Origin of the sequence: Acaryochloris sp. 'Moss Beach' (assembly GCF_021497025.1) — a bacterium.
GTDB lineage: Bacteria > Cyanobacteriota > Cyanobacteriia > Thermosynechococcales > Thermosynechococcaceae > Acaryochloris > Acaryochloris marina_A.
This window is the reverse complement of record NZ_CP071717.1, coordinates 3,551,858-3,572,885: the sequence shown is the minus strand read 5'-3', so window position 1 is coordinate 3,572,885 and position 21,028 is coordinate 3,551,858. Positions and strand designations below refer to the sequence as shown.

The 21,028-nt window shown below is 47.3% G+C and carries 21 protein-coding genes and 1 pseudogene; 16 read left to right on the top strand and 6 right to left on the bottom strand.

The window, feature by feature from the left end:
- Positions 1-12 precede the first annotated feature (12 nt).
- Positions 13-1,779 (bottom strand): iron uptake porin, encoded by a 1,767-nt coding sequence (locus HRE53_RS16850; protein ID WP_212664468.1) that lies wholly within the window; start codon positions 1,777-1,779, stop codon positions 13-15.
- A gap of 508 nt (positions 1,780-2,287) precedes the next feature.
- Complete coding sequence (gene gloA / locus HRE53_RS16845) at positions 2,288-2,683, bottom strand: lactoylglutathione lyase (RefSeq protein ID WP_212664467.1); 396 nt, start codon at positions 2,681-2,683, stop codon at positions 2,288-2,290.
- 197 nt (positions 2,684-2,880) lie between these two features.
- Here gloA and eno point away from each other — a divergent pair, with 197 nt between their 5' ends.
- On the top strand, positions 2,881-4,161 hold the full coding sequence (eno, locus tag HRE53_RS16840; protein WP_212664466.1) for a phosphopyruvate hydratase: 1,281 nt from the start codon (positions 2,881-2,883) through the stop codon (positions 4,159-4,161).
- Positions 4,162-4,382: 221 nt separating this feature from the next.
- Here eno and HRE53_RS16835 read toward each other — a convergent pair whose 3' ends face one another.
- Complete coding sequence (locus HRE53_RS16835; protein ID WP_212664465.1) at positions 4,383-4,598, bottom strand: hypothetical protein; 216 nt, start codon at positions 4,596-4,598, stop codon at positions 4,383-4,385.
- Between the two features lie 448 nt (positions 4,599-5,046).
- Here HRE53_RS16835 and HRE53_RS16830 point away from each other — a divergent pair, with 448 nt between their 5' ends.
- Together HRE53_RS16830 and HRE53_RS16825 are read left to right on the top strand one after the other, a co-directional pair.
- The gene (locus HRE53_RS16830) at positions 5,047-6,624 is read left to right on the top strand and encodes an ABC transporter permease (RefSeq protein ID WP_235107273.1); all 1,578 of its coding nucleotides are present in this window, start codon (positions 5,047-5,049) and stop codon (positions 6,622-6,624) included.
- 504 nt (positions 6,625-7,128) lie between these two features.
- Positions 7,129-8,073, top strand: coding sequence for a hypothetical protein (locus HRE53_RS16825; protein ID WP_235107272.1), 945 nt, complete (start codon positions 7,129-7,131; stop codon positions 8,071-8,073).
- 13 nt (positions 8,074-8,086) lie between these two features.
- On the opposite strand, the gene HRE53_RS16820 is transcribed toward HRE53_RS16825, so the two are convergent.
- Positions 8,087-10,405 (bottom strand): TerB N-terminal domain-containing protein, encoded by a 2,319-nt coding sequence (locus HRE53_RS16820; protein WP_235107271.1) that lies wholly within the window; start codon positions 10,403-10,405, stop codon positions 8,087-8,089.
- A 159-nt stretch (positions 10,406-10,564) separates the two neighbouring features.
- Here HRE53_RS16820 and HRE53_RS16815 point away from each other — a divergent pair, with 159 nt between their 5' ends.
- From HRE53_RS16815 to HRE53_RS16805, 3 genes and pseudogenes are all read left to right on the top strand, one after another.
- Positions 10,565-11,005 carry an NfeD family protein gene (locus tag HRE53_RS16815; protein WP_235107270.1) on the top strand — a complete coding sequence of 147 codons (441 nt, stop codon included), beginning with the start codon at positions 10,565-10,567 and terminating at the stop codon, positions 11,003-11,005.
- A gap of 71 nt (positions 11,006-11,076) precedes the next feature.
- Positions 11,077-12,004: pseudogene (locus tag HRE53_RS16810) on the top strand (SPFH domain-containing protein); the annotation flags it as partial.
- 73 nt (positions 12,005-12,077) lie between these two features.
- Positions 12,078-12,287 carry an RNA-binding S4 domain-containing protein gene (locus HRE53_RS16805; protein WP_235107269.1) on the top strand — a complete coding sequence of 70 codons (210 nt, stop codon included), beginning with the start codon at positions 12,078-12,080 and terminating at the stop codon, positions 12,285-12,287.
- Here the strand turns inward: HRE53_RS16805 and HRE53_RS16800 are convergent.
- The gene (locus tag HRE53_RS16800) at positions 12,284-12,481 is read right to left on the bottom strand and encodes a hypothetical protein (protein WP_212664458.1); all 198 of its coding nucleotides are present in this window, start codon (positions 12,479-12,481) and stop codon (positions 12,284-12,286) included. The genes HRE53_RS16805 and HRE53_RS16800 overlap by 4 nt on opposite strands.
- Positions 12,482-12,589: 108 nt before the next feature.
- Between HRE53_RS16800 and HRE53_RS16795 the strand changes: the two genes are divergently transcribed.
- From HRE53_RS16795 to HRE53_RS16775, 6 genes are all read left to right on the top strand, one after another.
- Complete coding sequence (locus tag HRE53_RS16795) at positions 12,590-13,534, top strand: GDP-L-fucose synthase (protein ID WP_212664457.1); 945 nt, start codon at positions 12,590-12,592, stop codon at positions 13,532-13,534.
- Positions 13,535-13,592: 58 nt separating this feature from the next.
- Positions 13,593-14,762, top strand: coding sequence for an adenylate/guanylate cyclase domain-containing protein (locus HRE53_RS16790; RefSeq protein ID WP_396133453.1), 1,170 nt, complete (start codon positions 13,593-13,595; stop codon positions 14,760-14,762).
- 139 nt (positions 14,763-14,901) lie between these two features.
- Positions 14,902-15,336, top strand: a complete 435-nt coding sequence (gene psbU, locus HRE53_RS16785; RefSeq protein ID WP_212664456.1) for a photosystem II complex extrinsic protein PsbU — start codon at positions 14,902-14,904, stop codon at positions 15,334-15,336.
- Between the two features lie 153 nt (positions 15,337-15,489).
- The gene (locus HRE53_RS34445) at positions 15,490-16,215 is read left to right on the top strand and encodes an FAD-dependent oxidoreductase (RefSeq protein WP_255800731.1); all 726 of its coding nucleotides are present in this window, start codon (positions 15,490-15,492) and stop codon (positions 16,213-16,215) included.
- Entirely contained in the window at positions 16,164-16,631 is a 468-nt protein-coding gene (locus tag HRE53_RS34440; protein ID WP_255800730.1) for an FAD-binding protein, read from the top strand. The genes HRE53_RS34445 and HRE53_RS34440 overlap by 52 nt, the downstream gene beginning before the upstream one ends.
- Complete coding sequence (locus tag HRE53_RS16775) at positions 16,588-17,160, top strand: hypothetical protein (protein WP_235107267.1); 573 nt, start codon at positions 16,588-16,590, stop codon at positions 17,158-17,160. The genes HRE53_RS34440 and HRE53_RS16775 overlap by 44 nt, the downstream gene beginning before the upstream one ends.
- Here the strand turns inward: HRE53_RS16775 and HRE53_RS16770 are convergent.
- On the bottom strand, positions 17,157-17,936 hold the full coding sequence (locus HRE53_RS16770; RefSeq protein ID WP_235107266.1) for a photosystem II S4 domain protein: 780 nt from the start codon (positions 17,934-17,936) through the stop codon (positions 17,157-17,159). The two genes, HRE53_RS16775 and HRE53_RS16770, sit on opposite strands and share 4 nt — an antisense overlap.
- A 237-nt stretch (positions 17,937-18,173) precedes the next feature.
- On the opposite strand from HRE53_RS16770, the gene HRE53_RS16765 reads away from it, so the two are divergent.
- The 4 genes from HRE53_RS16765 (at position 18,174) to HRE53_RS16750 (ending at position 21,015) form a co-directional block, all read left to right on the top strand.
- A complete protein-coding gene (locus HRE53_RS16765; protein WP_212664453.1) occupies positions 18,174-18,620 on the top strand; it encodes a lipopolysaccharide assembly protein LapA domain-containing protein in 447 nt (148 codons plus the stop codon).
- A 6-nt stretch (positions 18,621-18,626) separates the two neighbouring features.
- Positions 18,627-19,382, top strand: a complete 756-nt coding sequence (locus HRE53_RS16760) for a segregation/condensation protein A (protein WP_212664452.1) — start codon at positions 18,627-18,629, stop codon at positions 19,380-19,382.
- A gap of 547 nt (positions 19,383-19,929) precedes the next feature.
- Positions 19,930-20,541: a hypothetical protein gene (locus HRE53_RS16755; protein ID WP_212664451.1), complete on the top strand. Its 612-nt coding sequence runs from the start codon at positions 19,930-19,932 to the stop codon at positions 20,539-20,541.
- 27 nt (positions 20,542-20,568) lie between these two features.
- Positions 20,569-21,015, top strand: a complete 447-nt coding sequence (locus tag HRE53_RS16750) for a hypothetical protein (RefSeq protein WP_315876614.1) — start codon at positions 20,569-20,571, stop codon at positions 21,013-21,015.
- Positions 21,016-21,028 lie beyond the last annotated feature (13 nt).

The following is a 21,028-nucleotide window of genomic DNA, read 5'->3' as shown; positions in this document are numbered from 1 at the left end:
CTAACGAAAGGTTTAGAACGAGAAGGTTGCTCGGATTAAACCTTGGATGATGTCGTTATCGTTGCCAGCACCTGCAGCGGAGAGGCCATTGACAGTACCCAAAGGATTAATGATGTACATCACAGCAGGAGTAATGGTGATGTTGTCATTAACTGGGAACCGGTAGAAGGCTTCCAAGTTGATCTGGTCATTGGATCCAGGAGTACCGGTAACCAAGTAAGGCATACCAGCAGCAACTGCAAACAAGGAGCCAGGAACGAGGGCATCCTTATAGCCAACGCCAGCCATCCAAGTCTGAATGGTGTTAGAACCACCTGCGGTCCCAATTGTGGGTGCAATAGCAGGAGCAGCACCAAACACATCAACACTGGGGTTCACGGTCTGGTTGCTGGGATCAAAGGAGATACCGTAGCGACCAAAGACGCCGATATTACCGAAAGAAGCTTCAGCATTGACACCTAAAACTTTCTGTTCGATGTTGAAAGTCTCAGCGTAGGTACCTTGCAAACGAATTGCAAAGTTGTTTTGATCGTCTGCACCAAAGGTGTTGGCATATTCAAGTTCAACAGTTCCTTGGTGAGGATCGCCACCTAAACCACCATTGGCAGCAGAAGTTGCGACGTTACCAGCAGCAGCAACATACACACCACGAACACTGATTGAACCAGCATTAGGATTCCAATCAAAGGCTGCACCCGCACCACCGTTTAGATCAACTGCGTTGGTGATGATTAAGGGGTTGTTGATGAAGAAGCCAGAGCTGAAGTCTTGAGCGGAGTTGTTGGCGTAGCTGTTGAAGTCAACAAAATCGCTAGGGAAGATGTTGGTACCAACGGTAACAGCTAAGTTTTCGCCGGGCTTGAAGGTGTAAGCTAAACGACGCAATGTGACGGTATTACCTACACCTGCATAGTCAGCAGCACCCAAATCAACTAGAGGTACACCAGAACCTGTCAAAGTTCCCAAGCCGGGACCAGGATCTTGAGCACCCAAAGCGTTACCGAAGAAATCTTGACCATTATTGCCAACTTCTAATTGGGTGGCTAATAAGTCATCTCCAGAGAAGCTAGTGTTGAAGTTCAAGCGTACTCGGGAAATTGCAGAAACGCGGCTATCAGGTCCGCCTGCGTTGATTACGCCATTTGCAGGATCAACAACAGTATCTGTTGGGTTGTTGACGAAGTCGCCAAACTGGGCAGCCATGACCACTTCACCTTGTAGTTTGGTGGTGGTGGAGAACTGCTGGGCTTCAACAGTAGCAACGCGAGCTTCTAAACCGTCAACACGCCCTCTAAGGGTAGCGAGTTCAGCAGCAAATTCATCTTGTAGAGCCTTGAGGGCATCTAAATCTTCTTTAGTGGCGAAGCGGTTGCTGAGGTTATCTAAACAAGCGTTAACCAAAGCAGCGGCTTCACGACGAGACATGGCTCGGCTGGGGCGGAATGTGCCATTAGGGTAACCGGCGACGCAACCATAGCGCTCAACCAAAGATTGAATCGCTTGGAAAGCCCAGTCATCAGGCTGAACATCAGATAGCTGAGAAACTGAAGTCACCTGACCCACAGAGTCTTCTTTAGTCTCGGACATCAAGTCGTTAACAGAAACTGTTTCGCTGAGAGACTGATCAGCAAGCAACAATTCATCTTGCGCAGCAACAGGTGCTACTTCAACAGATTGGGCTTCTACAGGAAGCTGTTCGCTGGTGCTGACAGCCTTTGCAGGTAGGGCAGAAAGACCGAGCAGACTCAGGCTTCCAGCTAATAGATATACTTTTTTCATGGTTTTACTCCTCACTCACATGCGTTTGGATCTAGAAAAAGACCAAACACGATAACGTAATGCTTCACACCAAATACGATGAAAAATTTTTCGTCGCATTATTCTAGAGGGAAATGTTTTTGAAAGTTGAAATAAACTTTACTGTATACATTCCTTCATGTACGAAAGATACTCTACTTTAGAGGGGCAAGCCAAGGGATCGTAGTCGATTTCTGTATTGGCATATACTTCAATTTCCTCTGCTTAACTGGTAATTAAACACACTAAATCTGGTCTCAGGATAAGTGCTTAATCCTCAGGTATCGAGATAGTTCTGGCAATCAAGCAAGCATTTCCCCAATCTGATATCTACCCATTAGGTTTAGAGCCAGCCATTAGATATTTAAAGTCGCTAGGGTTGCAACTTTCGCATACTGCAAACGACGATATCTAAGCTGCGAAAGGATATTAAAGCCCATCGTTCAAAAAATTCAACCCTTATGCAAATGTACTGATCGAAGCGAGAACATCAAGAAGATCGAGAATTGAGTTGAATCAGCTCCACTTTATAGTGGTCGGGATCCTCTACAAAGGCAATCACTGTAGAGCCATGTTTCATAGGGCCAGGTTCTCTAGTCACACTGCCGCCACGAGTCGTGATTTCGTTGCAGGCACCGTAGATGTCATCAACACCAATGGCAATATGGCCATAGGCATCTCCTAAGGTGTATTCAGATACGCCCCAGTTATAAGTAAGTTCCAACACCGTATTATCTGCCTCATCTCCGTACCCCACAAAGGCCAGGGTAAACTCTCCGTTAGGGTAATCTTTCCGGCGAAGTAGCTTCATGCCCAGGACATCACAGTAGAATGCTAGAGAAGCATCAAGGTTTGCCACTCTAAGCATGGTATGGAGAATTCTCATAAGACTATTTATGTAAGAGTTAGTAAATTCGAGCGGTGGTCATCACAGTAGTTACATTCTGACGCGATCGCACCTAGTATGTCTTAAAGAAGACAATCGTTGCATCAACGCCGCTGTTACAGTCAGATGCATTCTATAGCCTTGACGATACGGTCAAGCACACCAGATTATTTTGTAGGTTGTTGGAAACATAACGCATGCACGAAACTGAAATCGCTGCCATTGAGGCGCGTGAAATTCTAGACTCACGCGGTCGCCCGACGGTGGAAGCCGAGGTCATATTAAGTTGTGGGGCTTTTGGGTTAGCCCAAGTGCCAAGTGGTGCTTCCACAGGTAGTTTTGAAGCCCACGAATTGAGAGATGGAGATGCCCAGCGCTATGGCGGCAAAGGGGTACTCACTGCCGTTGCCAACATTAAAGATGAAATTCAGCCAGAGCTCATAGGATTAAATGCGCTTGATCAAGCTGATATCGATCAAACGATGATTGAGCTGGATGGCTCGACTAATAAATCTAAACTCGGTGCCAATGCGCTCTTAGCCGTATCCCTCGCCACAGCTAAAGCAGCTTCTGAGGTGCTGAATTTAGAGCTTTATCGTTACTTGGGTGGCCCTTTAGCAAATCTATTGCCTGTCCCCTTAATGAATGTGATCAACGGTGGGGCTCATGCCAATAACAACGTTGACATTCAAGAATTTATGATTGTCCCCCACGGTGCGGCTTCATTTAAGGAAGCATTGCGCTGGGGTGCAGAAGTCTTTACATCTTTAAGCCAAGTGTTGGCAGCTCAAAACCTCTTAACTGGCGTGGGTGATGAAGGGGGCTATGCGCCCAATCTAGCCTCTAACCAAGCAGCGTTAGAGTTACTGGTAGAAGCCATTGAGAAGGCTGGTTATCAGCCAGGGGATCAAATTAGCTTGGCTTTAGATGTCGCAGCTAGCGAATTCTATAAGGATGGACAGTATACCTATGACGGTGCGGCTCATTCTCCCAAAGAACTAATCGATTATTTAGATGGCTTAGCTAGTAAATATCCGATTGTATCCATTGAAGATCCCCTCCATGAAGAAGATTGGGAGAGTTGGGGAAATTTAACCGCCCAGCTAGGGGATCGAGTACAGCTAGTAGGGGATGACCTATTTGTAACGAACCCCATACGGTTACAAAAAGGAATTGAACAACAATCTGCCAATTCTATTTTGATTAAGCTGAATCAAATCGGTACCTTGACAGAAACCCTAGAAACGATTGATCTAGCCAAACGCAATTCCTTTACTTCCATTATTAGTCATCGATCCGGTGAGACGGAAGATACTACGATTGCAGATCTTGCTGTTGCAACCCGAGCAGGTCAAATTAAAACAGGATCTCTCTGCCGCAGTGAACGAGTAGCGAAGTACAATCGCCTGCTACGTATCGAGGATGCACTTGGGAATCAAGCTTCCTATGCTGGAGCAGTAGGCTTGGGGCCTCAATAAGACATCTCGTCGGAGTGGCAAAGGGTCTAAACCACTCCGATTTGATCTCGGTTAGAAGGGGACTGGTTAACTCAACAAACTGGCCGTTTTGAATTGCTTCATCGCTGGCCTCCACAGACGTGCACGATTAATCCCAGTGTAAAAAGTTCTCGTGGATAGGAATGGGTTGGAAGCCACCCTGATTAGGAAAGGTTTTCCCTCTCAGAGTATGTTTTGGCTCATTAGGATTGACCACTCAGTAGCTCTTGAATCACTCTGGGAAGATCCAGAACCGCTTGGAGAACCTGATCGGGACCAATCCCCACGACCACCTGCAAGCCCAAAACAATCAGAGCCAACAAAAAGGCTGTTTTGAGGGTGGTTTTAACCACCCGTAACAGCCAGGTAAAGACCAACCAAGAAACGAGGATAGCCGCAATCAGAAGAATAGGATTCACGATGTAAGGGGTGGTTAGGGGTATAAAGGTTGGTTCATGGGGAAGAAACGCAGATACTGCCGCTTTCTATCAACAGGCACTAAGGCAGGATGACCTGATTCTAGCAATTGCCAATCCCAATTCTCTGATGAAGATAAATAAGGGTGAAGGTATATTAAACATGGAGGTTATCGCACTATCAACTCTGAAGACTTCGTTAAGAGATCTACGTTTAATGAATAGTGTCGCTAACTTGTAAGGCAAGATACCTCCTAACTGCGTCTACGGCCCTACTGCTGACCTGAAAACGGATTTAAATCAGCACGAGGGCTTCTTTTTTGAGATTGTCATGAAGCAGTGGTCTTATCTTGTTCCCAACTGAATTCAGTCTTTGAGCCAACTATTCTTGTCTTGCATCGCCCCATTACGGTTTGGCAAGATCAGTCTTCTGAAGCATAAGTGAGGTGGCATGGCCTCAAAATCTATCGCCCTCAGACGACTATGGCTGCCTAGTGTTTGTTTGTTGCTCATGGTTGGGAGTGGGCTGGCTATCTTTACGAGCCAACTATGGAACCTGAATGGTTGGCCCCAGTTTCTAGAGTTTTGGCAAGCTAGCCTCCATCCTGATCTAACAGCTACGTTGATGGAAACCGCCTGGCAAGGACTGCTAACAACGTTGGCCTATGCCATTTGCGGCACAGTATTCAGTATCTGCCTCGGTTTTGTCGGCAGTATCCTCATTTCAGACGTGGGAGGGCAAGTCTTAGACATTGCTCCCAGTTTACGCCGGGGCTTAAGAAGCCTACTGGTAGTCCCTCGTGCCATTCACGAAATGTTGTGGGGACTCTTACTAATTAATCTGTGGGGACTGGATCCGCTGACTGCGATCGCAGCCATTACCATTCCCTTTAGCGCTATCGTAGCGAAAGTCTTTGGTGACATTCTTGACGATACGCCCCATCCATCATTTGAGGCTATCCTTCAAAGTGGCGGACGTCCCTTTAATGCCTTCCTATATGGATTATTGCCCTCTGCCAGCAAGAATCTACTGTCCTATAGTTTCTATCGCTTTGAATGCTCCCTACGATCAGCTGCAACCTTAGGCATTATTGGGGTTGGAGGGTTGGGCCATGAAATCTTTTTGAGTTTGCAGTCCTTACAATACCAGCAAGTATGGACCTTTATCTATGCTTTAGTCATTTTGAATGGCGTGATTGATTGGAGTAGTGCTCGGTGTCGCCAGCGGCTGGGCTGCCAAAACCGGATTAGTTTGCACCTAAAATATGTGCCCAAGAATAAACAGGTGCATTATAAACATCTCTATCCTGAACGTTCAGCCTCCAATAACCTGTTCTCCTGCATACTGATGGTCGTTGGCCTAGTTGGGGCAGTAGCTTGGAGTTGGTTTTATATTGACCCTGATCTATATGCCTTGGTTGCCCCCCAAACTTGGCACAATAGCCAGCAAATATTCGTAGGATTATGGCCGTTACAACCTAGCCTACCCCTATTGGAAACCTTTGATGCTTCGCTCCAAACCCTGGGCATGGCTTTGATCGCCATTCTGGGTGCCGGCTGCGGGGGCATGGTGTTGTCCTTTGGAACGGCTGCCAATTTTTTTCTGCCTGGCGGACTCTTTCTTCCCCCACAAGCGAGTCCGTTACGCCAAGTAATCGGTCGGCTACTCGTAGGCATGACTCGGCTATTTTTGTTGCTCTGCCGCTCTGTACCCGCACCTATTTGGGCTTTGGTGATGTTGTTTATCGTCTTTCCAGGAGTGCTACCGGGTGCGATCGCACTTGGCATCCATAATCTCGGCATTCTGGGACGTCTAATGGCCGAAGTCAATGAAAATTTGGATCAGCAGCCCTTGGTAGCACTGCAAGCCCAAGGAGCCTCTAGCCCCTCTGTTTTCCTCTATGGCGTTTTACCCATGACCCTGCCCCGTTTTTTGGCCTATTCCTGCTACCGCTGGGAGGTAGGCATGCGGGAAACGGTGATTGTGGGGGCTCGTGGGCGCTGGAGGTCTGGGACGCTTACTCAGTGAACAACTGAGTAGTTTCGATAGTTCAGGGGTGTTGTGGACGCTAGGTTGTTTTATCCTTCTCAGCTTGGGTGTTGACTGGCTGAGCCAATATCTCCGGCAACACTTGAAGTCGATCTAAATATTTTGCAATCTCTGGGTTAAGCAAGCTTTAAGTCCCTGACTTCACAACATCTTCACCCCTTTACGTTTTAATGAAATCAACTTAGATAAGCGCAAATTGCGTCTTGTACCACTCCTTACACCAATAGCCCCACTGGGGTTATTTTTTTTGTCTGAAATTATTGAGGGTGCAGGGAAATAAATCTCATCGAGTGAGAGCGCTCAATATTTAATTTCAAAAAAATAAAATATTGTCCAAAGCCTTGAATTTTTAGAATGACATGCTAGGTTTATATTTCTTCCCTAGCAAAATATTTTGCTTTCTCCTGAAATTCAGGAGAAATTTTTTTGTGAGAACCCCTTTGGCATCCTGTTTCTTCACTATTCAAGGTTTCATTCCTATCTATGGTTGCCACTGCTTTGAGGCAAGTCGTGCGACCAAGGGTCTATCGACTGTTTCTAGATAAACTATTTTGCTATGTGTCTCGATCCATAACCTGTTTGGTCTACAACCCCAAGTTATTTCTGATGCGCAAACTGGCTCGCATCGAATTGATTAGACAGGTATGGGGAGCGATGACAGCCAATGGGAAATTTGACGAATCCGCACCGTCTCAAACGTCTTTAGTGACGTTTCCAGATCCTCAAACAATCTCCACCGTTTTACGCCAACAAGGTATTTATGCGGGTCTTCAATTATCAGACATCGTGGTCGATGAATTGGTAGGCTTTGCCCATCAAACTCCCTTTGCAGCAGATCGAGATGCCAATATTCGCTGCCAGTACAAGGATCGAGTGACTCTAGAAACTGCCTTAGGATATTCGTTCCAATTAGGAAGTGTGAGTACCCAAGATTGTGCCGCCGTGCAGAATCTTATTCATGATCCAGGACTGGTTGCGATCGCAACCGAATATTTAGGTGCAAAGCCCACGGCCATTGGCAGTGAGTTGTTGTGGAGTTTTCCTGGAGAATCCACTTGGAAACAGCAGATTAAAGGTGCCCAAGTCTTTCACTACGATATTGATGACTATCGCTCGATAAAATTCTTTTTCTACTTAACAGATGTGGATGAGAGTAACGGTCCCCATGTTTGCATTCAGGGAACTCATTGGGGCAAAAAGCTCAGACATCAATGGATGGGGCAACGATGTGCCAGTCTGAACGATCAAAGCCTAGTGGATACCTATGGAGTCGATCAGGTCTTAACGGTTTGCGGACGGGCAGGATTGGGGATTGCGGAAGATACTTTCTGCTTCCATAAAGGCAAACGCCCCATCTCACGTCCTCGACTCATGCTGCAAATCCAATATGCCCTCAACGATTATGGTGATATTCGAGCCTATATTTAGATCACAGCTGCACCTAAGCAGAATCTAAGAGGGTTTGGAGAATATCCTCATCAATAACAATGGGATCTTCCCCCTCCGTCAGTGGATCATCGCATTGCTCAAAAGCCACTTCATTGATAACTTCTAAAGCCCCATCCAGCATCAGTCCTAGCTGATCTACCAGCGGTTCAAGATCCTGCCGCTGCCATTCAGATTGTTGACCCAAGTGCTGTAATAATTGGGAATGTTGCTGATCCAATCCCGCAATACCTGGAACACAGACAGGTTCAACGACCTCCTCCGGCGGCTCATCTTCAATAAACACATCGGCTAGCAAGGCAGAAACCGTGGCAGACTCCGTCACTTTGGCATCAATTAATGCCCGATCTAATTGCAGTGTCTCCGTCGTACCGGAATCAGAATTGGGAGGCGAAGAAGTTGCCGTTGTGGGTAGAGCCTCTACGGTCATTTCATGAATATGACTGTAGACAGCCTGAGATTCTAGTCCCAACAAGGGATACAGTTTGCTGAGGATAGCGATTTCTGATGGGTTGATCTCACCATCGACTGCCGCTAAGTGAATGAGAAACTTTGCGATCGCAAGCTTGCGATCCGCAGATAACGGCTGCAATTTAACTTTCAGCCCTCGCAACGAGAGCTTATCGACCAGTAAACCGTGCAAATGAGCATGCAACCTAGCCCGTTCGCCATTCTGTAAATGGGGCGTTGAAGCTAAATAGTTCTGTAAGCGCTGGAACTCGGCCCCTGTCAAAGCTCCATCAGCAACCACCACCATTACTGCCAGGTGTAATAACAGCGTCGCTAATTTATATTTCTCGGAAGGTGCAGCGAGGGATGTTTCGGGTAGACGAAAAAGGACATAGAGTTGATTAGCAGTCGGAGGTTTGCCCCCCAATTGGACATCCGGCTCAATCCCAATTCCCACACGAGTCAAGTAGTCCGATAACACCGTTGCCTCTGATTTCGTCAGCTTGTCTGGGGGTGGGTCTTGCCATTGCTGCAATAGGTCTTGTCCCCACACAACAGCGATGTCTCTTTCAGTGAGACTGTTTTCCACCCAAGCCCGAAACGCCTTAACCTGGGAGGACGCACACTCCACCATCAGTTCCGACGGCAGCAATAACAGAGCACTATAGCTGCCTTGCCCGTCTGGATTACGTCCTAACCAACGGCTATAGGAGTCGAGGGTTTGCATCCCTGCTTCTAATAAAGGTAGGAGCCGCTCTAAGATCTTCTCTGAATTCGCCACTTTAGGCAGTTCAGGGATGTCCAGCTTAATTTTCCCCCCAAAGGACACGCTAGTCGGTTGATAGATAACTGTATCGGCAGGAAGAGTTTGTTCTGCATCAGGCTCTAGCAATAACCCATCACCAAAATTCTGATGATATTCATACTTAAACCAAGACCGCCATTCTAGAAAGCAGCGTGATGCAGGGGTTCGCAACTTACTGGGAAAGCTATGCATCACCCAGGACAAAGCCCAATCTGCGGGGAGGGGTGTTTGAGTCGCTGCTAACGTTCCTAAGCCGACCTCTAAACTTAGGGGCCACTCTACAGCTTCAAAAGTCCAGGGGGGCGGTAAAGCCGTAATTTCGTTGAGAATAAGGAAACGGCATATCTCTAAGAATTGACGGGTCTTTTCGCCAAATGTCTCTTGATCACCGTACAGATTTTGGAGGCGTTCCACCTCGACCATGATGGTGCATAGTTCTGTCAGGATAGGCCGTTTAGCCCGTCGAAAATCTCTGAGAACTCGGCGTTCTAGACCATAGAAGAAAAGATAAACATACCCTAATGGAATCTGAGGGTCACAGCGTCCATCCGCCAACCACTCCAAATATGCAGCTCGGCTAGCAGAGGGGATTTCGCTATAGGACGGCCACTCGCTAATCCAATTGCCATTGCGATCGGGCTTCGCTTCATCTAGTTTCAGTTGCGGTCGAATTAAGGCTGGTTCAGTGCTGACATGGGTACTAATTCCTTTGAGGTTGTCCCCCACATAAACGAGACCCGGCAGACAGTAGCTACCCACTTGTACAGTCTTATCTACTGATACCCAGGTAGCTCGGGAGGGAGCAACAGTCTGAATATTGGAGGTTACAACGTCACGAACAGTAGGAGGAGGTTTCGCCAAAACTGCAGTCTGCACTGCAATCGACGGAGCGTCCTCGACTGGCTCCGCTGGACTACTTTGGGGTGGATCAGCAAGACCCGCTGGGGAAGTTGATGTTTCTTCGTCTGAGGCTGTAGTTGAAGGCTGAGAAGGCGAAGAAGGTGTCGATCGAGGACGCTTTGGCTCTAATACTCGCTTTAACCAGTGAACAATCCCCATAGTGATCGTGTGTAAATTTCTGCTGGGGCTGATTCCAGCTCCGCTCTAATTTAGCGCCTTCAAGTATAAACTGCCTATGTCAGCCACAGAACTGAAACATCCTGGGTATACTGCGGGTAAAGCATAAACCAGATCCAGCAATCGGTAAGGAACAAGATTTTGGCTTGGCTATGGTTAGGACTAGGATTAGCGTTTTGTGTATTTGAAGTCATTACACCAACCGCTTTTGTCGAACTGATGATGGGCATCAGTGCCCTTGCTGTTGCGGTTATTTCTTTGGTCATTCCCCAGTTCTATCTTCAGGCTTTGATTTGGTTGCTCTTGTCGGTGCTGTTGATTGGATTAGTCCGCCGGTTTGTGCCCAAAAGAACCGCCAGAATTTTACAAGCCGAGGTGGAAGCCGAGACACTCACTCAGATCCCGGCAGGCCAAACGGGTCGGGTGATCTATGAAGGAAGTTCCTGGCAAGCCCGCTGTGAGGATGAGAATCTGACCATTAAAAGCAAGACCAAAGTTTACGTCGTGGGCCGGAAAGGAACAACCTTATTTATCATCCCTGCCGAATTTGGGGAAGGTCTGACCTTTCATTCAGAATCATAAAAAATATTAAAGATCATTCATACAAATCATTAGGGGTATGACTATGGAGCAATTTTTTATTTTTCGTATGTGTCGCATTAGGGGGGTCAGGCGTTGCTAGCTCTGTCCGTATTATTAATCAGGGAAATGCTGCCCTAGTAGAGAATCTAGGCAGCTATAAAAAAACGATTGGATCCAGGACTGAACTTTATTGTGCCTGTAATCGACAAAGTCGTCTATAAGGACACATTAAGACTAAAAGTATTAGATATTGACCCTCAATCCTGTATTACTTGCGACAATGTCGCCATTACAGTTGATGCCGTGGTTTATTGGCAGATTATCGACATGGAGAAGGCCTATTACAAGGTTGAGAACCTCTCTTCCGCCATGGTCAATCTGGTCCAAACTCAAATTCGGGCTGAGATGGGTAAGCTCGAACTAGATGAAACCTTCACCGCCCGCACTCAAATTAGCGAAATCCTTCTGCAAGAGCTAGATAGCGCGACCGATCCTTGGGGGGTTAAAGTCACACGGGTTGAGCTACGAGATATCACCCCTTCTAAAGCCGTCCAAGATTCCATGGAACTGCAAATGGCTGCTGAACGCCAAAAAAGAGCAGCGATTCTAACGTCCGAAGGTGAAAAAGAAGCTGCTGTCAACTCCGCACGCGGCTCTGCTGAGGCACAAGTCTTAGGGGCTGAAGCCCGTAAAAAATCGGCCATTTTAGAAGCAGAAGCGGAGCAACAGTCTATCGTTCTCAGAGCCCAGGGGGAACGTCAGGATCGAGTGCTGAGAGCTCATGCCACTTCAGAGGCATTGCAAATTGTCAGTCAAGCCCTCAAAACAGATCCCAAAGCTGAGCAGGCCCTACAGTTTCTGTTAGCCCAGAATTATATGGACATGGGGACAACCATCGGGGAAAGCGACAGCAGCAAGGTGATGTTTATGGATCCTCGCTCTGTTCCTGCATCCATTGAAGGGATTCGCTCCATTATTGATGATTCAGGCCAAGCTTAAGGGAGGGGTAGCATTCTAGTTCTAGATTGCTTACCCTAGGTTGAGAACCATGAACACCTGACAGAACAACCGTATGAAGCTGGATCAATTTCTAAAATTTCAAGGGATCACCCTTACTGGCGGACAAGCTAAACATCTGATCCAGTCTGGATTTGTAACAGTCAACGGAGAGCTTGAAGTTCGCCGTGGACGACAGCTCGGTGTGGGTGATATTGTCACCGTCGAAGATGAGTCTTTTGAAGTGCAGTTAGAATCAGACTCAAACTCTCAAACAAACTCCTAGCTTTGGGGCCGCTCTTTTGCCATAACGGACTCAGAAAACTGAGGAGAGAGTGGAAGTTGACGGGTTGAAGAATAGTACGTTGTCACATAGAGCGGCATAGCCAAGGTCAGACATGCGATCGCAGTTCCAGCAATCTTGGAAAGAACATCGGAGCTACGTTCAGGGGGCTCGTCAGCCTGTTCATGCAATTCCATAGGAGTTTTTTAAAAAATAGATGAGAATGTCTAAGCTAGCATTATTAGCCTAGCATTCCCAGCTTAATTCGGTTGTCCGTCAATAACTGTATTTGACAAAACATAATCATGACTATATCCAACCTTGCCAGCAAAAAAATTCTAGTCACTGGAGGCGCAGGTTTTCTGGGCCGTCAAGTCATTGCCCAACTGCAAAAAGCCGGGGCACAACTTGAGAATATTTCCATCCCTCGCTCTTCCACCTGTGATTTGCGATCCCTGAGTGCTTGTCAAGACGCTGTTGCAGGACAGGATATTGTCATCCACTTAGCAGCCCATGTTGGTGGCATTGGTTTAAACCAAATCAAACCTGCTGAATTGTTCTATGACAATTTGATGATGGGCACCCAACTGATTCATGCGGCCTATGAAAAGGACGTTGAGAAATTTGTCTGTGTCGGCACCATTTGCGCCTATCCCAAATTCACTCCCGTCCCCTTCAAAGAAGAAGACATCTGGGATGGCTATCCCGAAGAGACCAATGCACCTTATGGAGTGGCGAAAAAAGCGTTACTCGTCCAGCTCCAAGCCTATCGGCAGCAGTATGGGTTTAACGGGGTCTATCTACTACCCGTGAATTTATATGGCCCAGAAGATAATTTCAATCCTCAAAGCTCCCATGTCATCCCTGCACTGATTCGCAAAGTCTACGAAGCCCAGAAAGCTGAGGCAACTCAACTAGAAGTTTGGGGCGATGGAACACCGACCCGAGAGTTTTTGTACTCTGAGGATGCTGCACGGGGAATAATAATGGCGATGGAGGATTACAACGAATCTGATCCCATTAATTTGGGAACGAATTCTGAAGTCTCCATTCGTGATCTCGTTACCTTAATTTGTCGATTGATGGACTTCAAAGGTGACGTGGTTTGGCTCACGGATAAGCCAAATGGTCAGCCACGTCGTTGTTTGGATACGGCTAAAGCTAAAGCAAAATTCGGCTTTACCGCCAACATCACCTTAGAGCAGGGATTACAGAACACCATTGATTGGTACCGACAGCACCCCGAGTAATTGCGAGCACGAGAGTCATGGCAACGAGGCCACCCATGACTCTCGTAAAACCATATCTATTTCAGAGCCTCCTGAGCTGCTCTCTGTTTTTAATTCCCAAAGCCTTTCAGGTCTTACTCGGGAACAGCTGATTGCCATTGTTCTACAGCAACAGCAACAGGTTATCCAACTGCAGCAGGAACTCAACAGCTCTAGTACCGAGTTTGACAGTTCTACAGAGGTGTTATCTCGTCCACTGTTGCCCCATCCTGATGGCGATGCCCATCATCCTTATCTCAATGTTCACGGTGAATCGGGGAGCTATAAGCTCTCCCTCGTTGGCAATTCCTACTGGACCATTGGCCGAGGGTCTGACAACGCGATTGTGCTACCGGATCAATGGATGTCACGCAACCATGCCATGCTCCAGTCGATGGGCGCAAGAGAACTCTATTTAATTGACTTAGGGAGTCACAACGGCTCATTTGTAAATGGACGGCGAGTCAGTGTCCCCATGTCTTTGAAACATGGCGATAAACTCACCTTCGGCCAAACCAACGTTGAATTCTATAATCCCGATGCGGTTCGCTTATCTACTGCCACTCAGGGATTATCGGAAGCACCGGTCACTGCTTTGCTGCATGTTCGACGGCTGATCTCAGTATTAGTAGTCGATATTCGCAACTTTACTGGCCTCACTCGTAATTTGGATGAACGACTCTTATCCGAAGTCGTAGGCACCTGGTTTCGCAAAGCGGGGGATATTATTCGGGCCAACGGCAGCTGGGTTGATAAATATATCGGTGATGCCGTGATGGCCGTATGGATTCACGGTGGCACCCAAGATGTGAGCCAGCAAGACCTACAGCAGCCCTTCCAGGCCATCCATCAGCTCAATGAAATGACCCAGAAACTCCATTTGGTCTATCCCTTACCCTTTCCCCTAAAAATTGGAGCTGGCCTCAATACGGGCTATGGAATGGTAGGCAATACAGGCAGTAGCGATCGGCCAGACTATACCGCCTTAGGGGATACGGTCAATGCAGCGTTTCGTTTAGAAACTTGCACAAAGCAAATTGGTCTTGATATTGCGGTAGGAGCGACAACTTATCAATATATGCAGGAATGGCAGAGCGAGGATTTGCCATTACGCCAATTTACGGTGCAATTGAAGGGGTACGTGAATCCTAAACCAGCTTATGCTTGCTCTTTTCCCGAACTCAAAACTTTTTTAGAGACCAACCAGTAGTAATATTGGTGTATTGAAAATACAAATTTCAGAAAACAATACCCTAAAAAACTTTTTTTGTGGGTTGGAGTCTGTAGTTGATGATAGGCTCTTTTAAGAGCTGTGTTGAAATCTCTGAGACAGGGAGGTACTTAAGGATATGCATTCGTTTGTCCGTCGTTTTGGTTTGATTGGTCTAGCTCTGGCAACATGCCTTAGCTTCTTTGGTTGGTCCCAACCTGTAAATGCCCTCAATTTACAGTCTGGCCCCAGCATCGTGCTTGCAGAAGCCTACCGTAACCCAATTGACGCAAAACTGGAAACAGACTTTGGTCAAAAGATCGATGTCAATAACACCAATGTTCTTGCATTTATGAAATACAAGGGCCTTTATCCCACTGTTGCTGGTAAAGTCGTGCAGAATGCACCATACAGCAGTGTTGACGAAGTTTTACAAATTGATGGTTTAACTGACCAGCAAAAGAAAACTTTACAAGATAACCTAGGTAACTTTACAATTTCTGACCCTGATCCTTCTTTGGTTGGTGGTCAGGACCGTTATAATCCTGGTTCTTACAAGCCTTTCATGAAGTAATTATCTTTATGTACTGATGGTTTAGAACGTGGCCGAACTTCTATTCCATCAGTTTGTACAATTGCACTCTCTGCCTACGCAGTCGTTGACTTGACCACTGCTTTAAGGTGGAGAGTATTTTTTATGCTGCATTACAGCAATTTTTCTTGAACCTTGTCACAAGATCTCCATACTCAAGTGTCTTCCCACTTTGATGTCCTCGTTGTCGGGGGTGGTGCCGCCGGGCTTTATGCTGCCTTGTCACTCCCCTCACACGTTAGGGTTGGACTGATTACCAAAGATAGTTTGTCGCGATCTGCTAGCGATTGGGCTCAGGGAGGTATCGCAGCCGCCTTTGATAAAGGTGACTCACCGGAACTGCATGCCCAAGATACTGTTAGTGCAGGCGTAGGGCTGTGTGAAACTAAGGCAGTTAATTTTCTTGTGCAGCAAGCACCATCTCAGGTACATGCCTTGTTGGAGATGGGAATTGCCTTTGACCGTCGTCAAGATCAGCAATTGGCTGCGACCTTAGAGGCAGCGCACTCTCGCCCTCGGGTTCTCCATGCCGCGGATACAACGGGAAGAGCCCTGATCAAAACCCTAACCGCCCAAATGTGGCAGCGATCGAATATAGAAGTGCTGGCCGATACGTTCACCCTGGAGCTATGGCAACATGCCGATACAGGACGTTGCCAAGGTATCTGTTTGCTATCGGCAGGTCAGATTTCTTGGGTGTCTGCTGGAGCCGTTATTTTAGCTACAGGGGGTGGCGGACAAGTCTTTTCACAAACGACTAATCCAGCCTTAAGTACAGGCGACGGGGGTGGCGATGGGGTGGCGGGCAGGTGCCCAATTGCGAGATTTGGAGTTTTTTTCAATTCCATCCCACGGCTCTAACCTTACCGGGTGCGCCCAGATTTTTAATTAGTGAAGCAGTGCGCGGTGAAGGGGCTCATCTTTTGGATGCCTCCGGTCATCGATTTATGTTTGACTATCATCCCCAGGGAGAACTGGCACCGAGGGATGTGGTCAGTCGGTCTATTTTTACCCATTTACAGGCCTCTGAGTCCCAAGACCATCAGGTATGGTTGGATTTGAGACCCATCGCCCCTGAGAAAATCCAGCGACGATTTCCCAAGATTATTCAGGTTTGCCAGAAGTGGGGAGTGGATGTTTATCAAAATCCCATTCCGGTATCACCCGCGGCCCATTACTGGATGGGGGGAATTCGGACCGATTTGCAAAGTCAAACCTCCATTCCCGGGCTGTATGCAGTCGGAGAAGTTGCCAGCACGGGGGGTACATGGTGCTAATCGATTGGCCAGTAACTCTCTCTTAGAATGCTTAGTGTTTGCGGCTGAGTTTGCCCATCTTGATATATCGTCTATCCCGATTGCGGATATCCCCCAAACTGAAGCCTTAGGGAGTACCGATCTAAAGATAGAGCCACAAGACGAATCAATGTTGGCTGAGATTCGCGCTCAGCTTCCTGAAGTTTTATGGAATAGTGCTGGTATTGCCCGCTCGGGGGAACAGATGCAACGTGCGATCTCACAAGTGCATCAGTGGCGACAAGCCTTCCTAAGCTCTCCCTTATCCCAGCAACTCAACCACATATCGCCAGGGCAAACGGTGACGGTTAATCCCAATATTCCGGTAAGAGCTTGGGCAGAAACCCAGAATTTGCTGGATATTGGTTACTTAATTCTCAAGAGTGCTCACTTTCGCACCGAAAGTCGGGGCGGCCATTATCGAGCCGACTATCCCGAATCCCAAGAACAATGGCAGGCCCATACAGTTGTGGAACAGGAGACCTGGCAGCAGGTTCCCTTAGACTCTTAGCTAAACCGCTTGAGTTGAATCCGGTAGCGCTCTTTTTTAGTAATTTGCACTTCACCCAATTCCAGACGACCCTTGCCCCGGATCGTGACTAAATCTCCGGTTTTGAGGGTATAGCTGGATTGGGAAATGTCTTTCCAGTTAACCCGGACATCTCCCGTATTGATCAGGTTGACCATTTTGTTGCGGGATAGGCCAAAGCCAGCAGAGGCTACTGCATCAAGACGCATAGAGGCTTCGACAGTCGTCATCTCCTTGCAGCGGGGTTCTCGCACCTTCAATTGCTCAAAGGGAATCGGTTCCACCTGCACCGGCACAGTCCGCACCTGGGTCAGGTGAGTTTCCAGAAATGGCACGAGTTGCGGAGATGCGATCGCTTGAGCGCCTCGTTCCCCCAACACCAAAATATCTCCCACCTGATCGCGAACAATCCCGGTACCCAGAAGGGCTCCTAAAAAGTCACGGTGGGTAGCTGGATCGAATAGGAAATTCCCGGAAATACTGAGGGCAGACAGCTCGACCTGATCTTGCTCTAGGGGAAGATCCGAATGAGCGATCGCAATCCGCTGCCGTTCAGCCTGGGGATAGCCCCCCCAAGCCAGAATCGAGACTTCCGTCAAAGGCGCAAACATTTGTTGGGCTTCTGCCAGCTCTGGCGGAGAGAGAAAGGCAGAGACCACCACCTCCCAAGTTTTCAACGCTTGAGTGGCCTGGTCAAGAAGGCGAGACATACAGTCTGTATGTTCTGCACCTTTTAATAATTGTGCCTTGGGTAGCATGTGCTAATGAAAGTCCCAGAGAGGGACAGAATAAATTTGTCAGGAAAAGGAAACGGTACTGTTATCCTAACAAGCCCGAATTTTAATATTCCTCTAAAGGAAACTGCCTAAATCTCGCGAGACCTGCTAAGCTTTGAAAAAATATCCAAAATTAGCCCTTTTGTAAGCTCAATCTCAATCCATCAAAAGCTTAGTATCGCTGAAATTGCAGAATTATATAACCTTGGGAGTTATCGAATGCGGCAGGTCAACTTTACTCTGATTTTTGTCATTTGTCTGGCTGTTGTCTTATTTGCGATCGAAAATACACAACTTGTCAGTATCAAAGTCGTGAATGGCATCCAAATCACAGCTCCATTGTCGATTGAATTGATTATTACCTTAGGGATTGGCGCTATTCTCGCCTGGGTCTTTAGCGTTTGGACGACGGTGCAAGAGTTATTTGTCACCCGCGAAGCTTTGCAAGCAAGAGAAGTTGAAATTGAATCCTTACAAATAGACCTTGAACGCTACAAAGCCGAACTAGAAGAGCAACGCCTGCTCCTTCCTAGCCAAGCAACGGTCACCAGTGATGCCGTCTCTGTTGCCACCTTATCTGAACCAACGATAAAAACCGTTGTTCCTCGTTCAGAACCTGAATCCACTATCCTTACTCCTCCACCGTCTGAGCTTGTTCCAGACTAAATCTATATGAGCAGTTCCTTTGCCCACAATGCCATCTCTATGCTGATCGACTTAGCCCAACGGGGTGAAATCGATCCATGGGATGTGCAAGTCATTGATGTCTTTGACCGGTTTTTAAGCCACTTATCCTATCAAGACTCCCAGGAACTGTCAGATTCAGGCCAGGCTTTTCTCTATGCATCCATGCTGGTTCTTCTCAAGGCCGAAACCCTAGGTGACTTCATTGAAGAACCGCAAGAGCCAGATGAAATGGAGCTGCTCTTATTTGACGATATGGAAGCCGTATCCAACGGCCTCCCCTCTCCCTTAGAAGGCTGTCTGCAACGTCGTCCTGTGGCTCGTCCTCCCCAACGACGACGGGTAACCCTAACAGAGTTGATCAATCAGTTAGAACTGATGGCCGTTGCCGTTGAGCGCCAAGCCGAGCGCCCCAAAGTCCGCAAAGTCCGGCGCATGTCGAAAGCCAAATCGATGAAAGCGATTACACAACTGGCTCACCAAGAAAATCTTTCAGAAGTTGCAGAGCAATTAGAGGAAATTTTTGCCCGCTTAGATCCCAACCAAATCTGGCTAGACTTTGAAGAGTTACTATCCTTTATGAACGACCGGGTGGGGGTCTTCTGGGCATTGTTATTACTCTGTGCTCAATCCAAAGTGGAGCTAGAGCAAAACGAATTTTACGTGGATTTGAGATTAAAGCCCCTGACACCTGCCCCCGTAAAAGTAGAGCTTTTACCTAATCTTAAGCCCGCTGCGTCTTAGACATTGCTCAATTCAGGGATGATTCCAATCTCATCAATATCCTGAAAGAATTGTAGGGCAAAGTTTTCAAGGTAGGGCGATATTTAGAATCATCCCGTCGTCGAGCAACGCCAAATCTTAAGCTATCCCTGCCAGTCAACTAGCCTGAAAAGCTTTGGAGCACTGTCTTCAAGCGATATTAGACAATGATTTTTTAGTTTTGCCAACGGCTTGCCAATAGATGGTCTATTGGCAAGCTGTTGGCTCTAGGTCGCAGCCTCGCACGACCTAATTCCTAATACTGCAACAATTATTGAAATTCTTTCTCAATATAAATGCCACTTATTGATAAAGTATCTTGTGAGTAATACATTCACAATTGTGCATTCTTCTAGAGTCTTTAAAAAGACTGCATTTGGGTGAATCCAACTCTGTCCATAACAGACCAACAGGATTTCGTTGGAACGCTTACCTCATAGAAAGGTTAGCGTTCTGAGACAGGAGTCCACCCAGCGTATTACGCTGCGAATCCTCTATTGGGAGACATTAACTTAAAGGCGATTTCTGTATGCAACAACCGATTGATGTAAAACCTGTAACCTTTCCGAAAACAAAAGATATTGCCACAATCTGCGTTTACGCATTAGGACTGCTTTCGGCAGGCTTGTTTCTATTTTTGCCCGTTGTCAATGTTTTGAGTCCTAGCCCTTGGCAGCGGTCGATGGGAGCGATTCATGGCGTTGCCGCGCTCTTAGCTACTGTTGTAATTGCCTATGCAGGGCATCTGGCATTTCCCTTATTGCGAGGGTCTCACCGAATATTGCCGCAAGTTCGCACCGTCATTTTTTGGGCCTCGTCTATCGCTTTTTTAGCGATTGCTTCAGGCAATTGGGCCTATATGCGATATCGGGCACCCATAGGAGGTGCTCGTCGCTGGATTTTGGAGAATACACCGTTAGTTCACTACTTATTCATGGAATATCATGAATTTACGGTGTTATTTACTTTGCCGTTAGGGGTGGCCTCAACCTGGGTGTTGTGGCAATACGGCGATCAAATTATGGAGCGTCAGCATCGCGTGGTTCTGTCCGCGACCTGTATCGCCATGATGGCCATGATGTTCTTTGCCATGGGCGGATTTGTTAGTGGGCTCAATGTAGCCCGAATTCACAGTTTGTAGTTTAGCCATCCGTAACCTATGAAATCAATGTCACAACCGCTCTATCTCAGAGTGGGGAATTGGCTCAAGCAATTCCCCCAATCCCTTGCTAAAGGAGCACCCGAGGCTCCCACGGTCTCTGGCCCCGCCGCCGCCGCTCTTCTGAGCGCTGCATTTAGCTGCTTTTTACTGATGGTGAATCAACACTTAACGGTCTTGTTTAAGAGCTGGAATGCCATTGTTTGGTCCTTAGGGGAATGGATTCCAGGCAGCCGCACTGGCGATCAGGTCTATGGAGAAATTGGCAGCTATTCCGGTAAGGAAACCTTAATGCTGGTCAGCTGGCTTTTGAGCTGGGCGATTCTACATCAGCTTTGGAAAACGCGGAATATTCGTGCCAACAGCCTCTATGGCAGCCTGATCTTTTTTCTAGTGGCTGCCACTGTCATGAATTGGCACCCGATTTTTCCATACTTACCTTTAATGCCCCATTAACAATATTCTTTGA

Coding starts and splice junctions, on each gene's coding strand:
- HRE53_RS16850 (WP_212664468.1), bottom strand. CDS start 1,779: ATGAAAAAAGTATATCTATTAGCTGGAAGCCTGAGTCTGCTCGGTCTT.
- gloA (WP_212664467.1), bottom strand. CDS start 2,683: ATGAGAATTCTCCATACCATGCTTAGAGTGGCAAACCTTGATGCTTCT.
- eno (WP_212664466.1), top strand. CDS start 2,881: ATGCACGAAACTGAAATCGCTGCCATTGAGGCGCGTGAAATTCTAGAC.
- HRE53_RS16830 (WP_235107273.1), top strand. CDS start 5,047: ATGGCCTCAAAATCTATCGCCCTCAGACGACTATGGCTGCCTAGTGTT.
- HRE53_RS16825 (WP_235107272.1), top strand. CDS start 7,129: ATGGTTGCCACTGCTTTGAGGCAAGTCGTGCGACCAAGGGTCTATCGA.
- HRE53_RS16820 (WP_235107271.1), bottom strand. CDS start 10,405: ATGGGGATTGTTCACTGGTTAAAGCGAGTATTAGAGCCAAAGCGTCCT.
- HRE53_RS16805 (WP_235107269.1), top strand. CDS start 12,078: ATGAAGCTGGATCAATTTCTAAAATTTCAAGGGATCACCCTTACTGGC.
- HRE53_RS16800 (WP_212664458.1), bottom strand. CDS start 12,481: ATGGAATTGCATGAACAGGCTGACGAGCCCCCTGAACGTAGCTCCGAT.
- HRE53_RS16795 (WP_212664457.1), top strand. CDS start 12,590: ATGACTATATCCAACCTTGCCAGCAAAAAAATTCTAGTCACTGGAGGC.
- psbU (WP_212664456.1), top strand. CDS start 14,902: ATGCATTCGTTTGTCCGTCGTTTTGGTTTGATTGGTCTAGCTCTGGCA.
- HRE53_RS16775 (WP_235107267.1), top strand. CDS start 16,588: ATGCAGTCGGAGAAGTTGCCAGCACGGGGGGTACATGGTGCTAATCGA.
- HRE53_RS16770 (WP_235107266.1), bottom strand. CDS start 17,936: ATGCTACCCAAGGCACAATTATTAAAAGGTGCAGAACATACAGACTGT.
- HRE53_RS16765 (WP_212664453.1), top strand. CDS start 18,174: ATGCGGCAGGTCAACTTTACTCTGATTTTTGTCATTTGTCTGGCTGTT.
- HRE53_RS16760 (WP_212664452.1), top strand. CDS start 18,627: ATGAGCAGTTCCTTTGCCCACAATGCCATCTCTATGCTGATCGACTTA.
- HRE53_RS16755 (WP_212664451.1), top strand. CDS start 19,930: ATGCAACAACCGATTGATGTAAAACCTGTAACCTTTCCGAAAACAAAA.
- HRE53_RS16750 (WP_315876614.1), top strand. CDS start 20,569: ATGTCACAACCGCTCTATCTCAGAGTGGGGAATTGGCTCAAGCAATTC.